General features: G+C 64.9%; 10 protein-coding genes. 9 read left to right on the top strand and 1 reads right to left on the bottom strand.

Features of this window, described 5'->3' with window-relative positions:
• The first annotated feature begins 3 nt into the window (after positions 1-3).
• The 7 genes from UCMB321_RS13715 (at position 4) to UCMB321_RS13685 (ending at position 9,998) form a co-directional block, all read left to right on the top strand.
• Positions 4-957 carry a D-2-hydroxyacid dehydrogenase family protein gene (locus UCMB321_RS13715; protein ID WP_040067550.1) on the top strand — a complete coding sequence of 318 codons (954 nt, stop codon included), beginning with the start codon at positions 4-6 and terminating at the stop codon, positions 955-957.
• Positions 958-1,537: 580 nt separating this feature from the next.
• Positions 1,538-3,103, top strand: coding sequence for a glycogen synthase GlgA (gene glgA / locus UCMB321_RS13710; protein WP_040067549.1), 1,566 nt, complete (start codon positions 1,538-1,540; stop codon positions 3,101-3,103).
• Between the two features lie 37 nt (positions 3,104-3,140).
• Positions 3,141-5,222: a 4-alpha-glucanotransferase gene (gene malQ, locus UCMB321_RS13705; RefSeq protein WP_040067548.1), complete on the top strand. Its 2,082-nt coding sequence runs from the start codon at positions 3,141-3,143 to the stop codon at positions 5,220-5,222.
• Positions 5,223-5,297: 75 nt separating this feature from the next.
• Entirely contained in the window at positions 5,298-5,579 is a 282-nt protein-coding gene (locus UCMB321_RS13700) for a DUF2934 domain-containing protein (RefSeq protein WP_040067546.1), read from the top strand.
• A gap of 10 nt (positions 5,580-5,589) precedes the next feature.
• Complete coding sequence (gene glgX / locus UCMB321_RS13695; protein ID WP_040067544.1) at positions 5,590-7,749, top strand: glycogen debranching protein GlgX; 2,160 nt, start codon at positions 5,590-5,592, stop codon at positions 7,747-7,749.
• A 140-nt stretch (positions 7,750-7,889) separates the two neighbouring features.
• The gene (locus tag UCMB321_RS13690; protein ID WP_052451187.1) at positions 7,890-8,642 is read left to right on the top strand and encodes a PIG-L family deacetylase; all 753 of its coding nucleotides are present in this window, start codon (positions 7,890-7,892) and stop codon (positions 8,640-8,642) included.
• Positions 8,643-8,951: 309 nt separating this feature from the next.
• Positions 8,952-9,998 (top strand): autotransporter domain-containing protein, encoded by a 1,047-nt coding sequence (locus tag UCMB321_RS13685; RefSeq protein ID WP_040067542.1) that lies wholly within the window; start codon positions 8,952-8,954, stop codon positions 9,996-9,998.
• Here UCMB321_RS13685 and glgB read toward each other — a convergent pair whose 3' ends face one another.
• Positions 9,999-12,227, bottom strand: coding sequence for a 1,4-alpha-glucan branching protein GlgB (glgB, locus tag UCMB321_RS13680; protein ID WP_040067540.1), 2,229 nt, complete (start codon positions 12,225-12,227; stop codon positions 9,999-10,001).
• Positions 12,228-12,842: 615 nt separating this feature from the next.
• Here glgB and ccoG point away from each other — a divergent pair.
• Positions 12,843-14,255, top strand: coding sequence for a cytochrome c oxidase accessory protein CcoG (ccoG, locus tag UCMB321_RS13675; RefSeq protein WP_040067537.1), 1,413 nt, complete (start codon positions 12,843-12,845; stop codon positions 14,253-14,255).
• A gap of 177 nt (positions 14,256-14,432) precedes the next feature.
• Positions 14,433-15,851 (top strand): GntR family transcriptional regulator MpaR, encoded by a 1,419-nt coding sequence (gene mapR, locus UCMB321_RS13670; RefSeq protein ID WP_040067535.1) that lies wholly within the window; start codon positions 14,433-14,435, stop codon positions 15,849-15,851.
• The last annotated feature ends 118 nt before the right edge of the window (positions 15,852-15,969 follow it).

Below are 15,969 nucleotides of genomic sequence, written 5' to 3'. Positions count from 1 at the left end.
CGAATGACCCTGCAGATCGCGGTAATCGATGACTGGCAAGGCGTGGCCGCCAACGCCGTGGACTGGAGCGCCTTGAGCGCCGTGGGCCAGGTGAGTTTTCTCCACGACTACCCGGCCGATACCGCCACCATGGCCGAGCGCCTGGGCGGTTTCGAGGTGATCTGCGTGATGCGCGAACGCAGCCCGTTCAACGAGGCCCTGCTGCGCCAACTGCCCCGCCTGAAGCTGCTGGTGACCGGCGGCATGCGCAATGCCGCCCTCGACATCAAGGCCGCCAACGCGCTGGGTATCCAGGTCTGCGGCACCGAGAGCTACAAACAGGCGGCGCCGGAACTGACCTGGGCATTGATCATGGCCGTCAGCCGCAATCTCCTCAAGGAAGCCCATTCCCTGCGCGCCGGACACTGGCAGCAGGGCCTGGGCGGCGACCTGTATGGCAAGAGCCTGGGGATTCTCGGCCTGGGCAGCATCGGCCAGCGCATCGCCGGCTACGGCAAGGCGTTCGGCATGCGGGTCATCGCCTGGAGCGAGAACCTCACCGCCGAACGAGCCGCCGAATCCGGCGTGGAGTACGTCAGCAAGGCCGAACTGTTCAAGCAGGCCGACCTGCTCTCCGTGCACCTGGTGCTCAGCGAGCGCTCCCGCGGCCTGGTGGACGCCCAGGCGCTGGGCTGGATGAAACCCTCGGCCTACCTGATCAACACCGCACGCGGGCCGATCGTCGACGAACAGGCGCTGATCGCCGCGCTTGAGCAAGGCCGGCTGGCCGGCGCCGCCCTGGATGTCTTCGAACAGGAACCGCTGCCGGTCGACCATCCGTTCCGCACTCTGGACAACGTCCTGGCAACGCCCCATGTGGGCTACGTCAGCCAGAACAACTACCGGCTCTTCTACAGCCAGATGATCGAAGACATCCAGGCCTGGGCGGCCGGGCAGCCGATCCGGCTCCTGAGTTAAGCCATGGTGCCAGGGCCCGGCAACGGGTCCTGGCTGACCGGCCGTGGCCTGACCGACCACAGCCTGCGGCGGTTCCTCGACCAGGTGACCCGGAAGCAAATCGGCGGGCTCTATATCTGGGCGTACCACGCACTCTCCCGGGACACCCACGCACCATCCTTGAGCGTTTGGGTTTCGAGCCCGCGCCAGCGGGGTGCAGCCGTTCATGGACGTCCGTTCCAGATGGCAGCATGGTCGCCTGTGACTTGAATCAAACGCGCTGCATTTTCCCAATATTCGTCTAAACAACGCCCTTCACGGCGGCAACATCTCTCCTACACTGTTTTTCGGGCCTGCTGACCGCTCGGTCATTCCTGCGACAAAAAGTCGAAACTTCTGCAACGGCGGTCGGTCAGGTCAAAGGTAGGGCCTCTGTTCCGGGGGGATTACGGACAGGGGCTCCCCTCGCACTTTCTTGCCGCCGTGCGCTGGACGTCCTTCGCCCAGTTTCGCGCAAGCGGTGTGTCCGACCAAAGGAAGCGGTTTGGGCACGTTGTATGAAAGAAAGGATGAACCAGATCAAATAAATCGGGAGAGGCACATGATCAACGCTGCGTTGGAAACTCAGGAAGAGCATTTTAATCAGGCCAGCGAAGCGGTCCCCGTGTCAGCCCCCTTGGCGGGAGGAAAACCTGTGTTGACGGCAGCCGCTGTCAATCCGGACAAGAAAAAGGTGCTGTTCGTCACCTCCGAGTTCGCCGACCTGGTCAAGACCGGTGGCCTGGGCGATGTGTCCGCCGCCCTGCCACGGGCCATGCATCACCTGCATGATGTGCGGGTGCTGATTCCCGGTTACCCGCAGGTGATCCACAGCGACAACCCGATCCATATCATCGGCGAACTGGGCGGCCACGCCGCGTTGCCACCCTGCAAGATCGGCCGCATGGACCTGCCCGACGGCCTGGTGATCTATGTGCTGATCTGCCCCGAGCTCTATGAGCGCGAAGGCACGCCCTATGGCGCCAACAACGGTCGCGACTGGCCGGACAACCACATCCGCTTCGCCCGCCTGGGCCTGGCGGCCGCCGATATCGCCGCCAACCTGGCCCAGATCCACTGGACCCCGGACCTGGTCCACGCCCACGACTGGCCGGCCGGCCTGGCCCCGGCCTATATGCACTGGCGCGGCCAGCGCACCCCGACCCTGTTCACCATTCACAACCTCGCCTACCAGGGCGTGGTCAGCCTCGCCTGCTGCCCGGAGCTGGGGATCCCGCCCCACGCCCTGCAGCAGGAAGGCATGGAGTTCTACGGCAAGCTGTCGTTCCTCAAGGCCGGCATGGCCTACTCCAGTCATATCACCACGGTGAGTGCCACCTACGCCCAGGAAATCACCACCCCGCAATTTGGTTGCGGCCTGGACGGTTTCCTCGCCAGCAAGACCCACCAGGGCCTGCTCAGCGGCATTCCCAATGGCATCGACGAAAGCTGGGACGCGGCCACCGACAGCCACCTGGTCCGCCCCTTCCTGCCGGGCGACTGGGAGGGCAAGGCCGTCAACGCCGACCATGTGCGCACCCTGTTCGGCCTGGATCCCTCCAGCGGGCCGCTGTTCGCGGTGGTCTCGCGGCTGGTCTACCAGAAAGGCCTGGACCTGACCGAGGCGGTCAGCGAAATGATCGTGGCCGAAGGCGGCCAGATCGCGATCATCGGCCGCGGCGAGCCGGAAGAAGAACAGGCCATGCGCCAACTGGCCCTGCGCTTTCCAGGCCGGATCGGGGTGCGCATCGGCTTCAACGAAACCGATGCCCGGCGCATGTTCGCCGGCAGCGACTTCCTGCTGATGCCTTCGCGCTATGAACCGTGCGGCCTGAGCCAGATGTACGCCCAGCGCTTCGGCTCGCTGCCGGTGGCGCGCAACACCGGCGGGCTGGCCGACACCATCGACAACGGGGTCACCGGTTTCCTGTTCGACGAGTCCACCGTGGAAAGCTATGCGCAGGCGTTGCGCCGGGCGTTCAAGGTGTTCGCCTACCCGCCGCTGCTCAACGCCATGCGTTGCCGCGCCATGGCCGCGCCGTTCAACTGGTGCAAGGCCGTGGAACCCTACGCCGAGCTGTACCAGAATCTGGTCGCCAAGTCCCGGAGCAGGTCGGGCCAGCACTGAGGAGGTCTTCATCGCAGCCACCCACCGGAGAACCCCCATGAGTGACGTGCAACTGGAAATACTCGCCCATCGGGCCGGCCTGGCCGTCGACTGGATCGATGCCAATGGCCGACCGCAGAAAGTCCGGCCCGAGGCCTTGCGCAAGGTCCTCGCCGGGCTGGGGCATCCCGCCGACAGTGACCAGGCCATCGAGAACAGCCTGCTGGAACTGCAACTGGCGCAGCAACACAACCACCTGCCGCCCCTGCTGACCGCGGACGTCGACAAGGGGCTGGACCTGTCCCGCTATTTCGCCGCCGGCACTTGCTGCGAGGTGCATCTGGAAAACGGCACGCTCCTGCACTTGCAGCTCGACCAGGACGCGGTGCTGCCGGGCAGGATTCCCGTGGGTTACCAGACCGTCCATATCGACGGCCAGCGTTTCACCCTCGCCGTGGCCCCGCAGCAGTGCCACAGCATGGCGGCGGCCACCGATACCGCGACACCCCGCGCCTGGGGCCTGGCGGTGCAGCTCTACTCCCTGCAACGGTCGGGCGATGGCGGGTTCGGCGACACCCTGGCCTTGGAGAACCTGGCCCGCGCCGCCGGCGAGCGCGGTGCCGACGCCCTGGCGATCAGCCCGTTGCACGCCATGTTCAGTTGCGACCCGCAACGCTACAGCCCCTATTCGCCGTCCAGCCGCCTGCTCCTCAACAGTCTCTATGCGGCGCCGGAGGCGATTCTCGGCGAACAGGCCCTGCGCCAGGCCATCGAGACCGCGGGGCTGGCCGACGAATTGCGCCAGCTGGAAGCCTTGCCACTGATCGACTGGCCGCGTGCCGCCCGCGCCAAACAGTGCCTGTTGCGTGCGCTGTACGACGGTTTTCGCCAGGATGCCCACCCGCTCGCCGCGGACTTCGCCGAGTTCCGCCAGGCCGGCGGCGAAGCCCTGGAAAATCATTGCCGCTTCGAAGCCCGGCAAGCGGTCTGTGCGGATCGGGGCGAAAGCACCGACTGGCGGCAATGGCCCGCGGCCTGGCAGCATCCCGACAACCCGGCCCTCACCGCCTTCGCCACGGAGCAGGCCGATGAGATCGGCTTCTATGCCTTCAGCCAGTGGCTGATCGCCCGCTGCCTTGAGCGCGCGCAACAGGCCGCCCGGGACAGCGGCATGGGCATCGGCCTGATCGCCGACCTCGCCGTCGGTGCCGACGGCGGCGGCAGCCAGGCCTGGAGCCGGCAGGACGAACTGCTGGCCGAACTCACCGTCGGCGCACCGCCGGACAGTCTCAATCGCGCCGGACAAGGCTGGGGGATCTCGGCCTTCTCCCCGGAAGGCTTGAAGCGTCACGGTTTCAGGGCCTTTATCGAAATGCTGCGGGCCAACTTCGCCCATGCCGGGGGCCTGCGCATCGACCATGTGATGGGCCTGCAACGGCTCTGGGTGATCCCCCTCGGTTCACCGTCGAGCGATGGCGCCTACCTGTATTATCCGCTGGACGACCTGCTGCGCCTGCTGACCCTGGAGTCCGCGCGCCACCAGGCGCTGGTGCTGGGCGAAGACCTCGGCACGGTCCCCGAGGGCCTGCGGGAAAAACTGAGCGCCCGCGCGATCCTTGGCATGCGCGTGCTGTTGTTCGAGCAGGAATACGGCCATCGTTTCCGCCCGATCCTCGACTGGCCAGACAACGCCCTGGCCACCACCAGCACCCACGACCTGCCGACCCTCAACGGCTGGTGGCATGCCCGGGATATCGACTGGAACATCCGGCTCGGCTTGATCGACAAGGCCAGCGCCGATCACTGGCGCGAAACCCGCCAGCACGAGCGCGAGGGCTTGCACCGCGCGCTGAGCAACGACCCGCAGAATTTCCGCGATGAATCCCACGAGACCGACCAGGTCCTCGACGCCAGCGTGCGCTTCCTCGGTCATACCCGGGCGCCCCTGGTGTTGCTGCCGCTGGAGGACGTGCTGGGTGTCGAGGAGCAGGCCAATCTGCCCGGGACCATCGACAGTCATCCCAACTGGTGCCGACGCCTGCCCGGCGACAGCGGCCAGTTGCTGGACGATACGGATGCCGCTCGCCGCCTGGAACTGCTGGCCTGTGCCCGGCTCCAGGCCGCCGAGCGTGACCGGTGAGTCCGCCGGGCGGTGAGGCACTCGAAGATTTCCCGGTCAATCTCTTTATACAAACCTGAGTTCAGGAGCATGGCGATGAGTAGCGACGAAAAACGCATCCGTGAGTTTGCCTATCAGATCTGGGAATCCGAGGGTCGCCCCGAGGGCCAGGAGGGCCGGCATTGGGAGATGGCGCGCAAGCTGGCGGAGGCCGAGGCGCTGGCCCCGAAAAAGCCGACGGTGGCCAAGCCTGCCGTCAAGCCCAAGACCGCCACGAAGACCGCCGCGGCCGCGAAAGCGCCGGTGAAACCGGCCACCGCCGCCAAACCCGTCGCCGAGAAGAAACCACGAGCGCCACGCAAGCCGGCGGCCAGTTGAACCGCTATCAATGACCAAGCCGAGAAGTCCCGAACCCACACCCAAAGCCCAGGCCTCGCGAATCCGCGAAGGCCTGCCCTTCCCGCTCGGTGCTACCTGGGATGGCCTGGGGGTCAATTTCGCGCTGTTTTCCGCCAACGCCACCCGGGTCGAACTGTGCCTGTTCGACGCCAGCGGCGAAGTGGAACTCGAACGCATCGAACTGCCCGAGTACACCGACGAGATCTACCACGGCTACCTGCCTGATGCCCTCCCCGGGCTGATCTACGGCTACCGGGTACACGGCCCCTACGACCCGCGCAACGGCCACCGTTTCAACCCCAACAAACTGCTGATCGACCCCTACGCCAAGCAGTTGGTCGGCCAGTTGAAATGGTCCGAGGCGCTGTTCGGCTACACCCTCGGCCACCCCGATGCCGACCTCAGTTTCGACGAGCGCGACAGTGCGCCCTTCGTCCCCAAGAGCAAGGTCATCGACCCGGCCCACAGCTGGGGCCACGACCAGCGGGTCAAGGTCCCCTGGGACCGCACCCTGCTCTATGAAACCCATGTGCGCGGCTTCAGCATGCGCCACCCCGCGGTGCCGGACGCACTGCGCGGCACCTTCGCCGGGCTGATGGTCGACGAGGTGCTGGAACATATCCGCACACTCGGGGTGTCCTCGGTGGAGCTGCTGCCGATCCACGCCTTCGTCGACGACCAGCACCTGTTGCCCAAAGGCATGAGCAACTACTGGGGCTACAACAGCATCGCCTTCTTCGCCCCCGACCCGCGCTACCTGGCCAGCGGCAAGATCGCCGAATTCAAGGACATGGTCGCGCGCCTGCACGAAGCCGGCCTGGAACTGATCCTCGACGTGGTCTACAACCACACAGGCGAAGGCAACGAGCTGGGTCCGACGCTGTCCATGCGCGGCATCGACAACGCCTCCTACTATCGCCTGATGCCCGACGACAAACGCTTCTACATGAACGACTCGGGCACCGGCAACACCCTGGACCTGAGCCATCCCAGCGTGCTGCAGATGGTCACCGATTCGCTGCGCTACTGGGCCACGGACATGCGCGTGGACGGGTTCCGCTTCGACCTCGCGACCATCCTCGGGCGCTACCGCGACGGTTTCAACGAACGTCACAGTTTCCTTGTCGCCTGCCGCCAGGACCCGGTGCTGCGCCAGCTCAAGCTCATCGCCGAACCCTGGGACTGCGGTCCCGGCGGCTATCAGGTGGGCGGTTTCCCGCCGGGCTGGGCCGAGTGGAACGACCGTTTCCGCGACACCGCGCGGGCGTTCTGGAGAGGTGACGACGGCCAGCTCGCCGACTTCGCCAAGCGCATGACCGCCTCCGCCGACCTGTTCGACCGGCGCGGTCGACGCCCCTACACCTCGGTCAACTTCATCACCGCCCATGACGGTTTCACCCTGCGCGACCTGGTGTCGTACAACCACAAGCACAACGAAGCCAACGACGAAAACAACCAGGACGGCAGCAACCACAACCTGTCCTGGAACCACGGCGTCGAAGGGCCGACGGACGACCCGGCGATCAATGCCCTGCGCCTGCGCCAGATGCGCAACTTCTTCGCCACCCTGCTGCTGGCCCAGGGCACGCCGATGATCGTCGCCGGCGACGAGTTCGCCCGCACCCAGCACGGCAACAACAACGCCTACTGCCAGGACGGCGAAATCGGCTGGGTCAACTGGGCGCTGGACGACGACGGCCAGTCGCTGCTCGAGTTCGTCAAGCGCCTGGTCAAGCTGCGCCTGGCCTATCCGATCCTGCGGCGCGGGTGTTTCCTGGTCGGCGACTACAACGAACAACTGGGGAGCAAGGACGTTACCTGGCTGACGCCGGACGGCCACGAAATGACCACCGAACACTGGCATGACGGCCACGGCCGCTGCCTGGGCATGTTGCTCGACGGGCGGGCGCGGGCCTGCGGCATTACCCGCAGCGGCGACGATGCGACCTTGTTGCTGGCGGTCAATGCCCACCACGACGGGGTCAATTTCCGCTTGCCGCCCGTGCCGCAAGGCATCGACTGGCGCTGCGTGATCGACACCAACGACCCGCGGGTCAAGGGCCAGGAGCGGTTCGCCTTCACCCGTGAATACACCCTCACCGGACGTTCGCTGGTGATGTTCGAACTATGGCGTGACGAAAAAACCTGACGTTTCTTCAGCAATAAAAGTCGCATTTCGAGTCATATGGGCGATACTCACTCGCGCACTACCCGGTTGCCACGCGGTACCGGACGCATCAGGATTGATGGAGGGTGCATGCATGTCCACACAAGGAAGTGACAAACATCATGAGAATCCAAGCTGCACGCAACGAAGTTGCACCGCTGATCTGGAACTCGCGGCAGTTGGCCCGTGTCCCGACCGTAGGCCTGCACCGCCTGATCCAACCTGGCGCCCGGGTGGTGGTGATCGCCCCCCATCCCGGTGACGAAGTGCATTGCTGCGGCGGCCTGCTGCAAATGCTCGCCGCCCTCGAACACCCGCTGCTGCTGATCTCCATTACCGATGGCAGCGCCCTCTACCCCGGCTCGACCCTCTGGCCTTCAAGCCGCCTGAGCGTGGTTTGCCCCCAGGAAAGTGCCGAAGCCTTGCGGCGCCTGGGCCTGGAACTGCACCGGCTGAAATGGATTCGCGGCGGCTTTCGCCACGGCGCACTGGAGCAGCAGGAGCAGCCCTTGAGTCAATTCCTGCGGCGCTACCTGCGCCCGGACGACGTGGTGCTGACCACCTGGCGCGAAGACGGGATTGCCGATCATGACAGCGTCGGCCGGGCCGCCGCCCAGGCCTGTGCCGCCAGCGGCGCAACGCTGCTGGAAATCCCCGTGCATACCTGGTTCCGGCCGTTGCGCGACGAAGGCCTGATCCCCTGGCACCGGGCCCGCAAGATCCGGCTCGATACCTGGGGCATCGCCCGCAAGCTGCATGCCGCGCATGCCTACCACAGCCACCTGCAAGGCGACCCGAAACTGGGGCTGCCGCCGGCCCTGGTACCGGCCCTGCTCGAACGGGCGCGACAGCCGTTCGAGCTGGTGTTCATCTGAAAGACCTGGGGGCCAAGCCCCTGCTTTCCAGACTCGCTCAGATCCAGCCTGAATAAACCAAATAGCCGATTGATCAATCACTTGCAAAGCCTAATCAAACAGATCTATTTGTGCGTTACTTCCTTGACGCCGACCTGTAGCTCTCCTTAGCTAGAAGTGACTACCCCCGGTTTTAAAACCCAAGGGGCCAGCCCTCGGAGCCCGCCAGAGCGGGTCGCCGGAGGCTTGCCTCGATGATTTCGGCCGTCCCTCGTTCGGGGGCAGGAGAGACACCAATGCAGGTATCTATGCGACAGCAAGGAACACCCGATGAACACGCTCATGGCCCACCCCAACCTGAGGATGACGGTTTATACGATCTCGACTGCCTTTTTGCTGTGCTCCGCCCTTGAAATCCAGGCGGCGCCCTCCGAAGAAGACCTCCAACCCTGGTACCGTGACGACACGCCTTCGCCATTATCTCCCGGTCGACAACCAATACTGGACAACAGCGGTCAATTGCCCGGCTGGCGACTCGCCGGCATTACCCCGGACAGCGGCGCGACCGATCCGGCGGTACGTTTCCACGACCGTGCACTGGGCCAAGGTGAGGCCGGCAACTTCGATCCGAAGTTTACCGGCGCCTTTGGCGACCTGCTGGTCATTCCCAGTCTTTACAGCAATCACAGCGATGGCCAGACATTGCAGGCCGGGGTCTTTACCGGACACAGCGGCGCCCTGGACCAGACTGACGCGTTCGTCACGGCGCCCCGCGATCCGCGTACGGACGGCCTGAGCCCCCAAGGCAATAATCTCGGGGCATTCTGGAGCCTGACCGGACAACAGGGCTGGCACGTCAACCTGACTGCCATGAACAGCCAGAGTACGATCTACAGCCGCTCCGACCAGGGCACCCTGCAAGGCGCGGCCTCCCGGCAAACGACGTTTTCGCTGCAGGGCGGTTTCCCGATCGGGTTGGGCAAGTACTGGGTCATCGAGCCCCAGGCCCAGGTGGTCAACCAGCAAGGCAGCCTGGACACGCTCGGGCAGGCGAATACCTCCAGCGACCAGTCGCAGTGGAGCGGCCGCATAGGCGCCCGCCTCCAGGGCAGCTATGAAGTGAACGGCCTGCCGCTGGAACCCTACCTGCGGACCAACCTCTGGTACGCGTTCGGCAGCGGCAACACCCTGAGCCTGGAGCCGGTCGACAAGCTCACCAGTGGTCGCAACAGCCCCACCGTGGAGCTGGGTCTGGGCCTGGTGGCCAGGGTGTCCCCGACGCTCAGCCTGTATATCAGCGGGGATTACAGCGGCACCTCCCCTGACAATGGCCTGAGTGGCCTCATCGGCAACATCGGGGTGCGGATGCGCTGGTAGCTACTCCTCCGGCCGCAACATCAACACCGCCAGCGGCGGCAGGTTCAGCAGCAGCGACGTGGCCTGACCGTGGCTGGCGTGGTCTTCGGTGAAGACCGCGCCGCCATTGCCATAGTTGGAGCCGGCATACATCGCCGCATCGCTGTTGATGACTTCCTTCCACTGCCCGGCAAACGGCACCCCGATCCGATAAGCCTCGCGCGGCACCGGGGTGAAGTTGGCGACCACCAGCAGCGGTCGCCCTTCCCGGCTCCAGCGCACCCAGGCATAGACGCTGTTGGTCGCGTCATCGCCAATCAACCATTGGAACCCCTGGGGCACATCGTCCTGGTCGTACAGCGCCGGCTCGTCGCGGTAGAGTTGGTTGAGATCGCTCACCAGCTTCTGCACGCCAAGGTGCTCGGAGTATTGCAGCAGGTACCAGTCCAGTTGCTGGTCATGATCCCACTCGCGCCACTGGCCGAACTCGCAGCCCATGAACAGCAGCTTCTTGCCCGGGTGCGCCCACATGAAACTCAGGTAGGCGCGCAGGTTGGCGAACTTCTGCCAACGGTCGCCGGGCATCTTGTCGATCAGCGAATGTTTGCCGTGCACCACTTCGTCATGGGAAATCGGCAGGATGAAGCGCTCGGACCAGGCATACACCAGGCCGAAACTCAGTTCGTTGTGATGATGGGCGCGGTACACCGGGTCCTGCTGGATGTAGTGCAGCGAATCGTGCATCCAGCCCATGTTCCATTTATAGGCGAACCCCAGCCCGCCTTGCTCGGTCCCCTGGCTCACGCCCGGCCAGGCCGTGGATTCCTCGGCAATCACCAGGGCACCCGGGGCCTCCAGGGCCACCACGTCGTTGAGATGACGCAGGAAGTCGATGGCCTCCAGGTTTTCCCGACCGCCATGGCGGTTCGGCACCCACTCACCGGCGTTGCGCGAATAGTCGCGATACAGCATCGACGCCACTGCATCCACCCGCAGGCCGTCGACATGGAAATGCTTGAGCCAGTGCAGCGCCGAGGCCAGCATGAAGCCATGCACCTCGGTGCGGCCGAGGTTGTAGATCAGCGTGTCCCAGTCCTGGTGGAAACCCTCCAGCGGGTTGCCGTACTCGTACAAGGCGGTGCCGTCGAACTGCGCCAGGCCGTGGGTATCGGTGGGAAAATGCGCCGGCACCCAGTCGAGGATCACGCCGATCTCGGCCTGGTGGCAGGCATCGACAAACGCCGCGAAGTCGTCCGCGCTGCCATAGCGCGCACTCGGCGCGAACTGCGACAGCGGCTGGTAACCCCAGGAGCCGCCGAACGGATGCTCCATGATCGGCATCAGCTCGATATGGGTGAAGCCCAGTTGCCGGACATAGGGAATCAGTCGCTCGGCCAGTTCGCTCCAGCTGTATTGCCGTGACACCTCGCCGACTTCATCGATCTCGCACTGCCAGGAACCGGCATGCAGTTCATAGATCGACAGCGGCGCCGCATGCCGTTGCCGTTCGCCACGCGACTGCATCCAGGCCTGGTCCTGCCAGTCGATCCGCAAGGGCGCGGCGACACGCGAAGCGGTGTCCGGCGGCAGTTGGGTGGCCAGGGCCACGGGATCGGCCTTGAGCGGCAGGATCGCGTCCCTGCCGAGAATCTCGTACTTGTAGGCCTCCCCCGGACACAGGCGAGGAATGAAGATTTCCCAGACACCGCTGGGATGGCGCAAGCGCATCGGATGCCGACGCCCGTCCCAGGCATTGAAGTCGCCGACCACCGAGACCCGCCGGGCATTCGGCGCCCAGACCGCGAAGCGCACGCCGTCGATACCCTCGACCCGGGTCACCTGGGCCCCCAGGCAACTGCTGAGGTCGCGATGGTTACCTTCGGCGAACAGGTAGAGGTCCATCTCCCCCAGCAACGGTCCGAAGCTGTAGGGATCCTCGCAGACCTGCTCCCCCGCAGCCCACTGGATGCGCAACCGATAGGGCCGGCGATGCTCGAAGTGACCGACAAACAGCCCCGGCACCTCGGTAGCGTCGAGGCTGCCCAACACCTGGTCGCCGTCGTGGGCCAGCGCCTGGACGCCCAGGGCGCCCGGCAGAAAGGCGCGGATATATTGACCGCCGTCACCGTCGCCGTGGGGACCGAGGATGGCAAATGGGTCCTGGTGTTCGGCCCGTACCAGGGCCTCGATATCCTTCCTGTCGGGCAATGCGCGGTTTCCGGGCTTACCTTGTTCCTTGCTCAAACTCATCACTGCTCTCCACCGGACAAGGTTTTCCCTCACTCAACAACCCGCTCAGGTCGTGCAACGGCACGCTGAGCCAGGCCGGGCGATTTTCCGCCCCATAGACACGTTCAGACGCGGCCCTCTCCAGGCTGAAAGCGATTGCAAAGCCTGTTCCATCCGACTGCCGAGCGTCTTGCTCCGGCGCTGGTGTCCTTGACCGTGCTCGGCCGCGCCGCACCTCAAGCATAGACGGGAATGTCGCTTCAGCCGCACGAGTCCCCGAACGCGCGCGCCCTGAAGATAGGGAGAGCACCAAGTCCGTGCATATCGAACACTCGAACCAGACCTGTGCCCCGGAGCAAGGCAAAATGCGCCTCCACCGCCCGGCCAGTGCCGTCATGTGAACGCCGGCCACGGTGATTCGGTGATTTGATTGACCTGTATCAGCGCCGCCGCCCGGCATTTGCGCCAGGCGTCGCAGGGCACGACAGCCGGGATTGGCGCGAGGTAGGACAACCTGTCGCAGGGGCCCGCACGCGTTCATCTGATCCGCTTTTTATTAAAATACCTGAGCCTGTTATGCAAACAGTTCGCCCGGCATAGTGCCCAGGCCTGATGGAGGCTGACGAGCGACAGACCATGAGCGAGAGAATCCCCGTCCAGATAGTTGAAACCTTCGAACCTTCGCGTCCAAGGACGAAGACCCGGTCCACCGACCAGCTGATCCACACCCGCAGCTTCACCGGGCTGTTCCGCAACCTGCGCCTGGGCGGCGCGGGCTTTCTGTTCCTGCTGTTCTTCGGCACGGTATGGCTGAACTGGGGCGGACGCCAGGCGGTGCTCTGGGACCTGGCCGAAAGCCGCTTCCATATCTTCGGCGCGACCTTCTGGCCCCAGGACTTCATCCTGCTCTCGGCGCTGCTGATCATCTGTGCCTTCGGCCTGTTCGCCATCACCGTGTTCGCCGGACGGGTCTGGTGCGGCTATACCTGCCCGCAAAGTTCGTGGACCTGGCTGTTCATGTGGTGCGAGAAAGTCACAGAGGGCGAACGCAACCAGCGCATCAAGCTGCAAGCCGCACCCTGGGGTCCGAACAAACTGGCCCGACGCGCCGCCAAACATACGTTGTGGCTGGGCATCAGCCTGCTGACCGGGCTGACCTTCGTCGGCTACTTCACTCCGATCCGTCCGTTGGCCCAGGAGCTGATGACCCTGCAACTCGGCGGCGTCAGCCTGTTCTGGATACTGTTTTTCACCGCGGCCACCTATATCAACGCCGGCTGGCTGCGTGAAGCGGTGTGCATGCACATGTGCCCCTATGCGCGCTTCCAGAGCGTGATGTTCGACAAGGACACCCTGACCATTTCCTACGATGCCGCCCGTGGCGAGAACCGTGGTCCGCGTAAACGCGACGTGGCCCCGGCCAGCGTCGGCCTGGGGGACTGCATCGACTGCCAGATGTGCGTGCAGGTCTGCCCCACCGGCATCGACATCCGCGACGGCCTGCAGATGGAATGCATCGGCTGCGCGGCCTGCATCGATGCCTGTGACTCGATCATGGACAAGATGGGCTACGCCCGTGGACTGGTGAGCTACACCTCCGAGCACCAGTTGCAGGGGGGCAAGACCCATCTGCTGCGCCCACGGCTGATCGGCTACAGTGCCGTGCTGCTGATCATGATCGGCGCACTGGCCGTGACCCTGGCGGAACGGCCCATGGTGTCGCTGGACGTGAGCAAGGACCGCGGGCTGTTCCGGGAAAACAGCCTGGGCCAGATCGAGAACATCTACAGCCTCAAGATCATCAACAAGACCCAGCAGCGCCAGCGCTATCGGCTGGAGCTGGTGGACAGCGACGGCTTCCAGTTGCAGGGCAAGACCGAGCTGAGCCTGGCGGCGGGTGAAATCGTCGACCTGCCGGTGTCGGTGGCGCTGGTCACCGACAAGCCGAAAAGCAGTTCCCAGGCCGTCAGCTTCAAGGTGGTCGACAGCGACGAGCCCGGCATCTACAGCGTGGCGAAGAGCCGCTTTGTCGCCCCGTTGAACCGTTGATGCCCTAGAATCCCGAGCACCGATGCCGATCCATCAACACCGAACCCTGTAGGAGCTGGCTTGCCGGCGATAGCGGCCGCAAGGTCGATGCAAGACTCACTGGCCTCATCGCCAGCAATCGAGCGTCGACCGGCGGCTCCTACAGGTTACGCGGTGTTTTCGAAATCCAGAGCTGCCATGAAACGCTACGAAAAATTCGCCGATGACATCGCTGAACTGATCCGCACCGGCGTCCTCGGCCCCGGCCAGCGGGTGCCATCGGTGCGCTATGCCAGCCAGACCTACGGCGTCAGTCCGTCCACCGTGTTCCAGGCCTACTACATGCTGGAGCGCCGTGGCCTGATCCGCGCCCGACCGCGCTCCGGCTACTTCGTCAACGCCCACACGCCGAGCCCGTTCTCGGAGCCGGCGATCAGCAGCCAGGTCAACGAGTCCACCGAGGTGGATGTCAGCGAACTGGTCTTCTCGGTGCTGGATTCCATCAAGGACCCCGCCACCGTGCCCTTCGGCTCGGCCTTCCCGAGCCCGACGCTGTTTCCCCTGCAACGCCTGTCCCGGTCCCTGGCCAGTGCCGGCCGCGAGCTGGACCCGCGCATGGTGGTCACCGACCTGTCGCCGGGCAACCCGCAACTGCGCCGGCAGATCGCCCTGCGCTACATGGTCGGTGGGCTGATGTTGCCCATGGAGGAACTGCTGATCACCAACGGCGCCCTGGAGGCACTGAACCTGTGCCTGCAGGCCGTCACCGAGCCCGGCGACCTGGTGGCCATCGAGGCTCCGGCGTTCTATGCCTGCCTGCAAGTGCTGGAGCGGCTCAAGCTCAAGGCGGTGGAAATCCCGGTGCATCCGCGCGATGGCATCGACCTCGGGGTGCTGGCCCAGACCCTGGAACGCCATCCGATCAAGGCCTGCTGGTGCATGACCAGCTTCCAGAACCCCCTGGGCGCCACCCTGCCCGAGGCGAAGAAGCAGGAACTGGTGGAACTCTTGCGCCACCATCAGGTGCCGCTGATCGAGGACGATGTCTACGCCGAGCTCTATTACGGCCAGCAGGCGCCGAAACCGGCCAAGGCCTTCGACACCGAAGGCCTGGTGATGCACTGCGGTTCCTTCGCCAAGAGCCTGGCCCCCGGTTATCGCATCGGCTGGGTGGCGGCGGGACGTTACGCGCAGAAGGTCGAACGGCTCAAGCTGATGACCTCGCTGTGCGCCTCGATGCCGGCCCAGGCCGCCCTGGCCGACTATCTGCAAAACGGCGGCTACGACCGCCACCTGCGCAAGCTGCGCTATGCCCTGGAAGAGCAACAGAGCGCCATGCTGGCGGCCATTGCCCGCTACTTCCCGGCGCAGACCCGGGTCAGCCAGCCGAGCGGCGGTTATTTCCTGTGGCTGGAGCTGCCGGAGCAGCTGGATTCACTGAAACTGTTCCAGATCGCCCTGGCCCAGGGCATCAGCATCGCCCCGGGACCGATCTTTTCGCCGACCCAGCGCTTTCGCAACTGCATCCGCCTGAATTACGGCAGCCCGTGGAACGAGGTGTCGGAACAGGCCATGGAGACCCTGGGACGGATTGTGCGCTCGTTGCTGGGTCAGTGAGCCGACAATCTCAAGAACACCACGCCCCCTTGTAGGAGCTGGCTTGTCGGGACGCCGCATCGCAGCGATGAGGCCCGCGAGTCTTGCATCGCCTGTTCGACCGCCATCGCTGGCAAGC

The organism is Pseudomonas batumici (assembly GCF_000820515.1).
In the GTDB taxonomy this organism is placed as follows: domain Bacteria; phylum Pseudomonadota; class Gammaproteobacteria; order Pseudomonadales; family Pseudomonadaceae; genus Aquipseudomonas; species Aquipseudomonas batumici.
The sequence above is the reverse complement of the archived record's forward strand: the minus strand, read 5'-3'. Positions and strand labels throughout refer to the sequence as shown.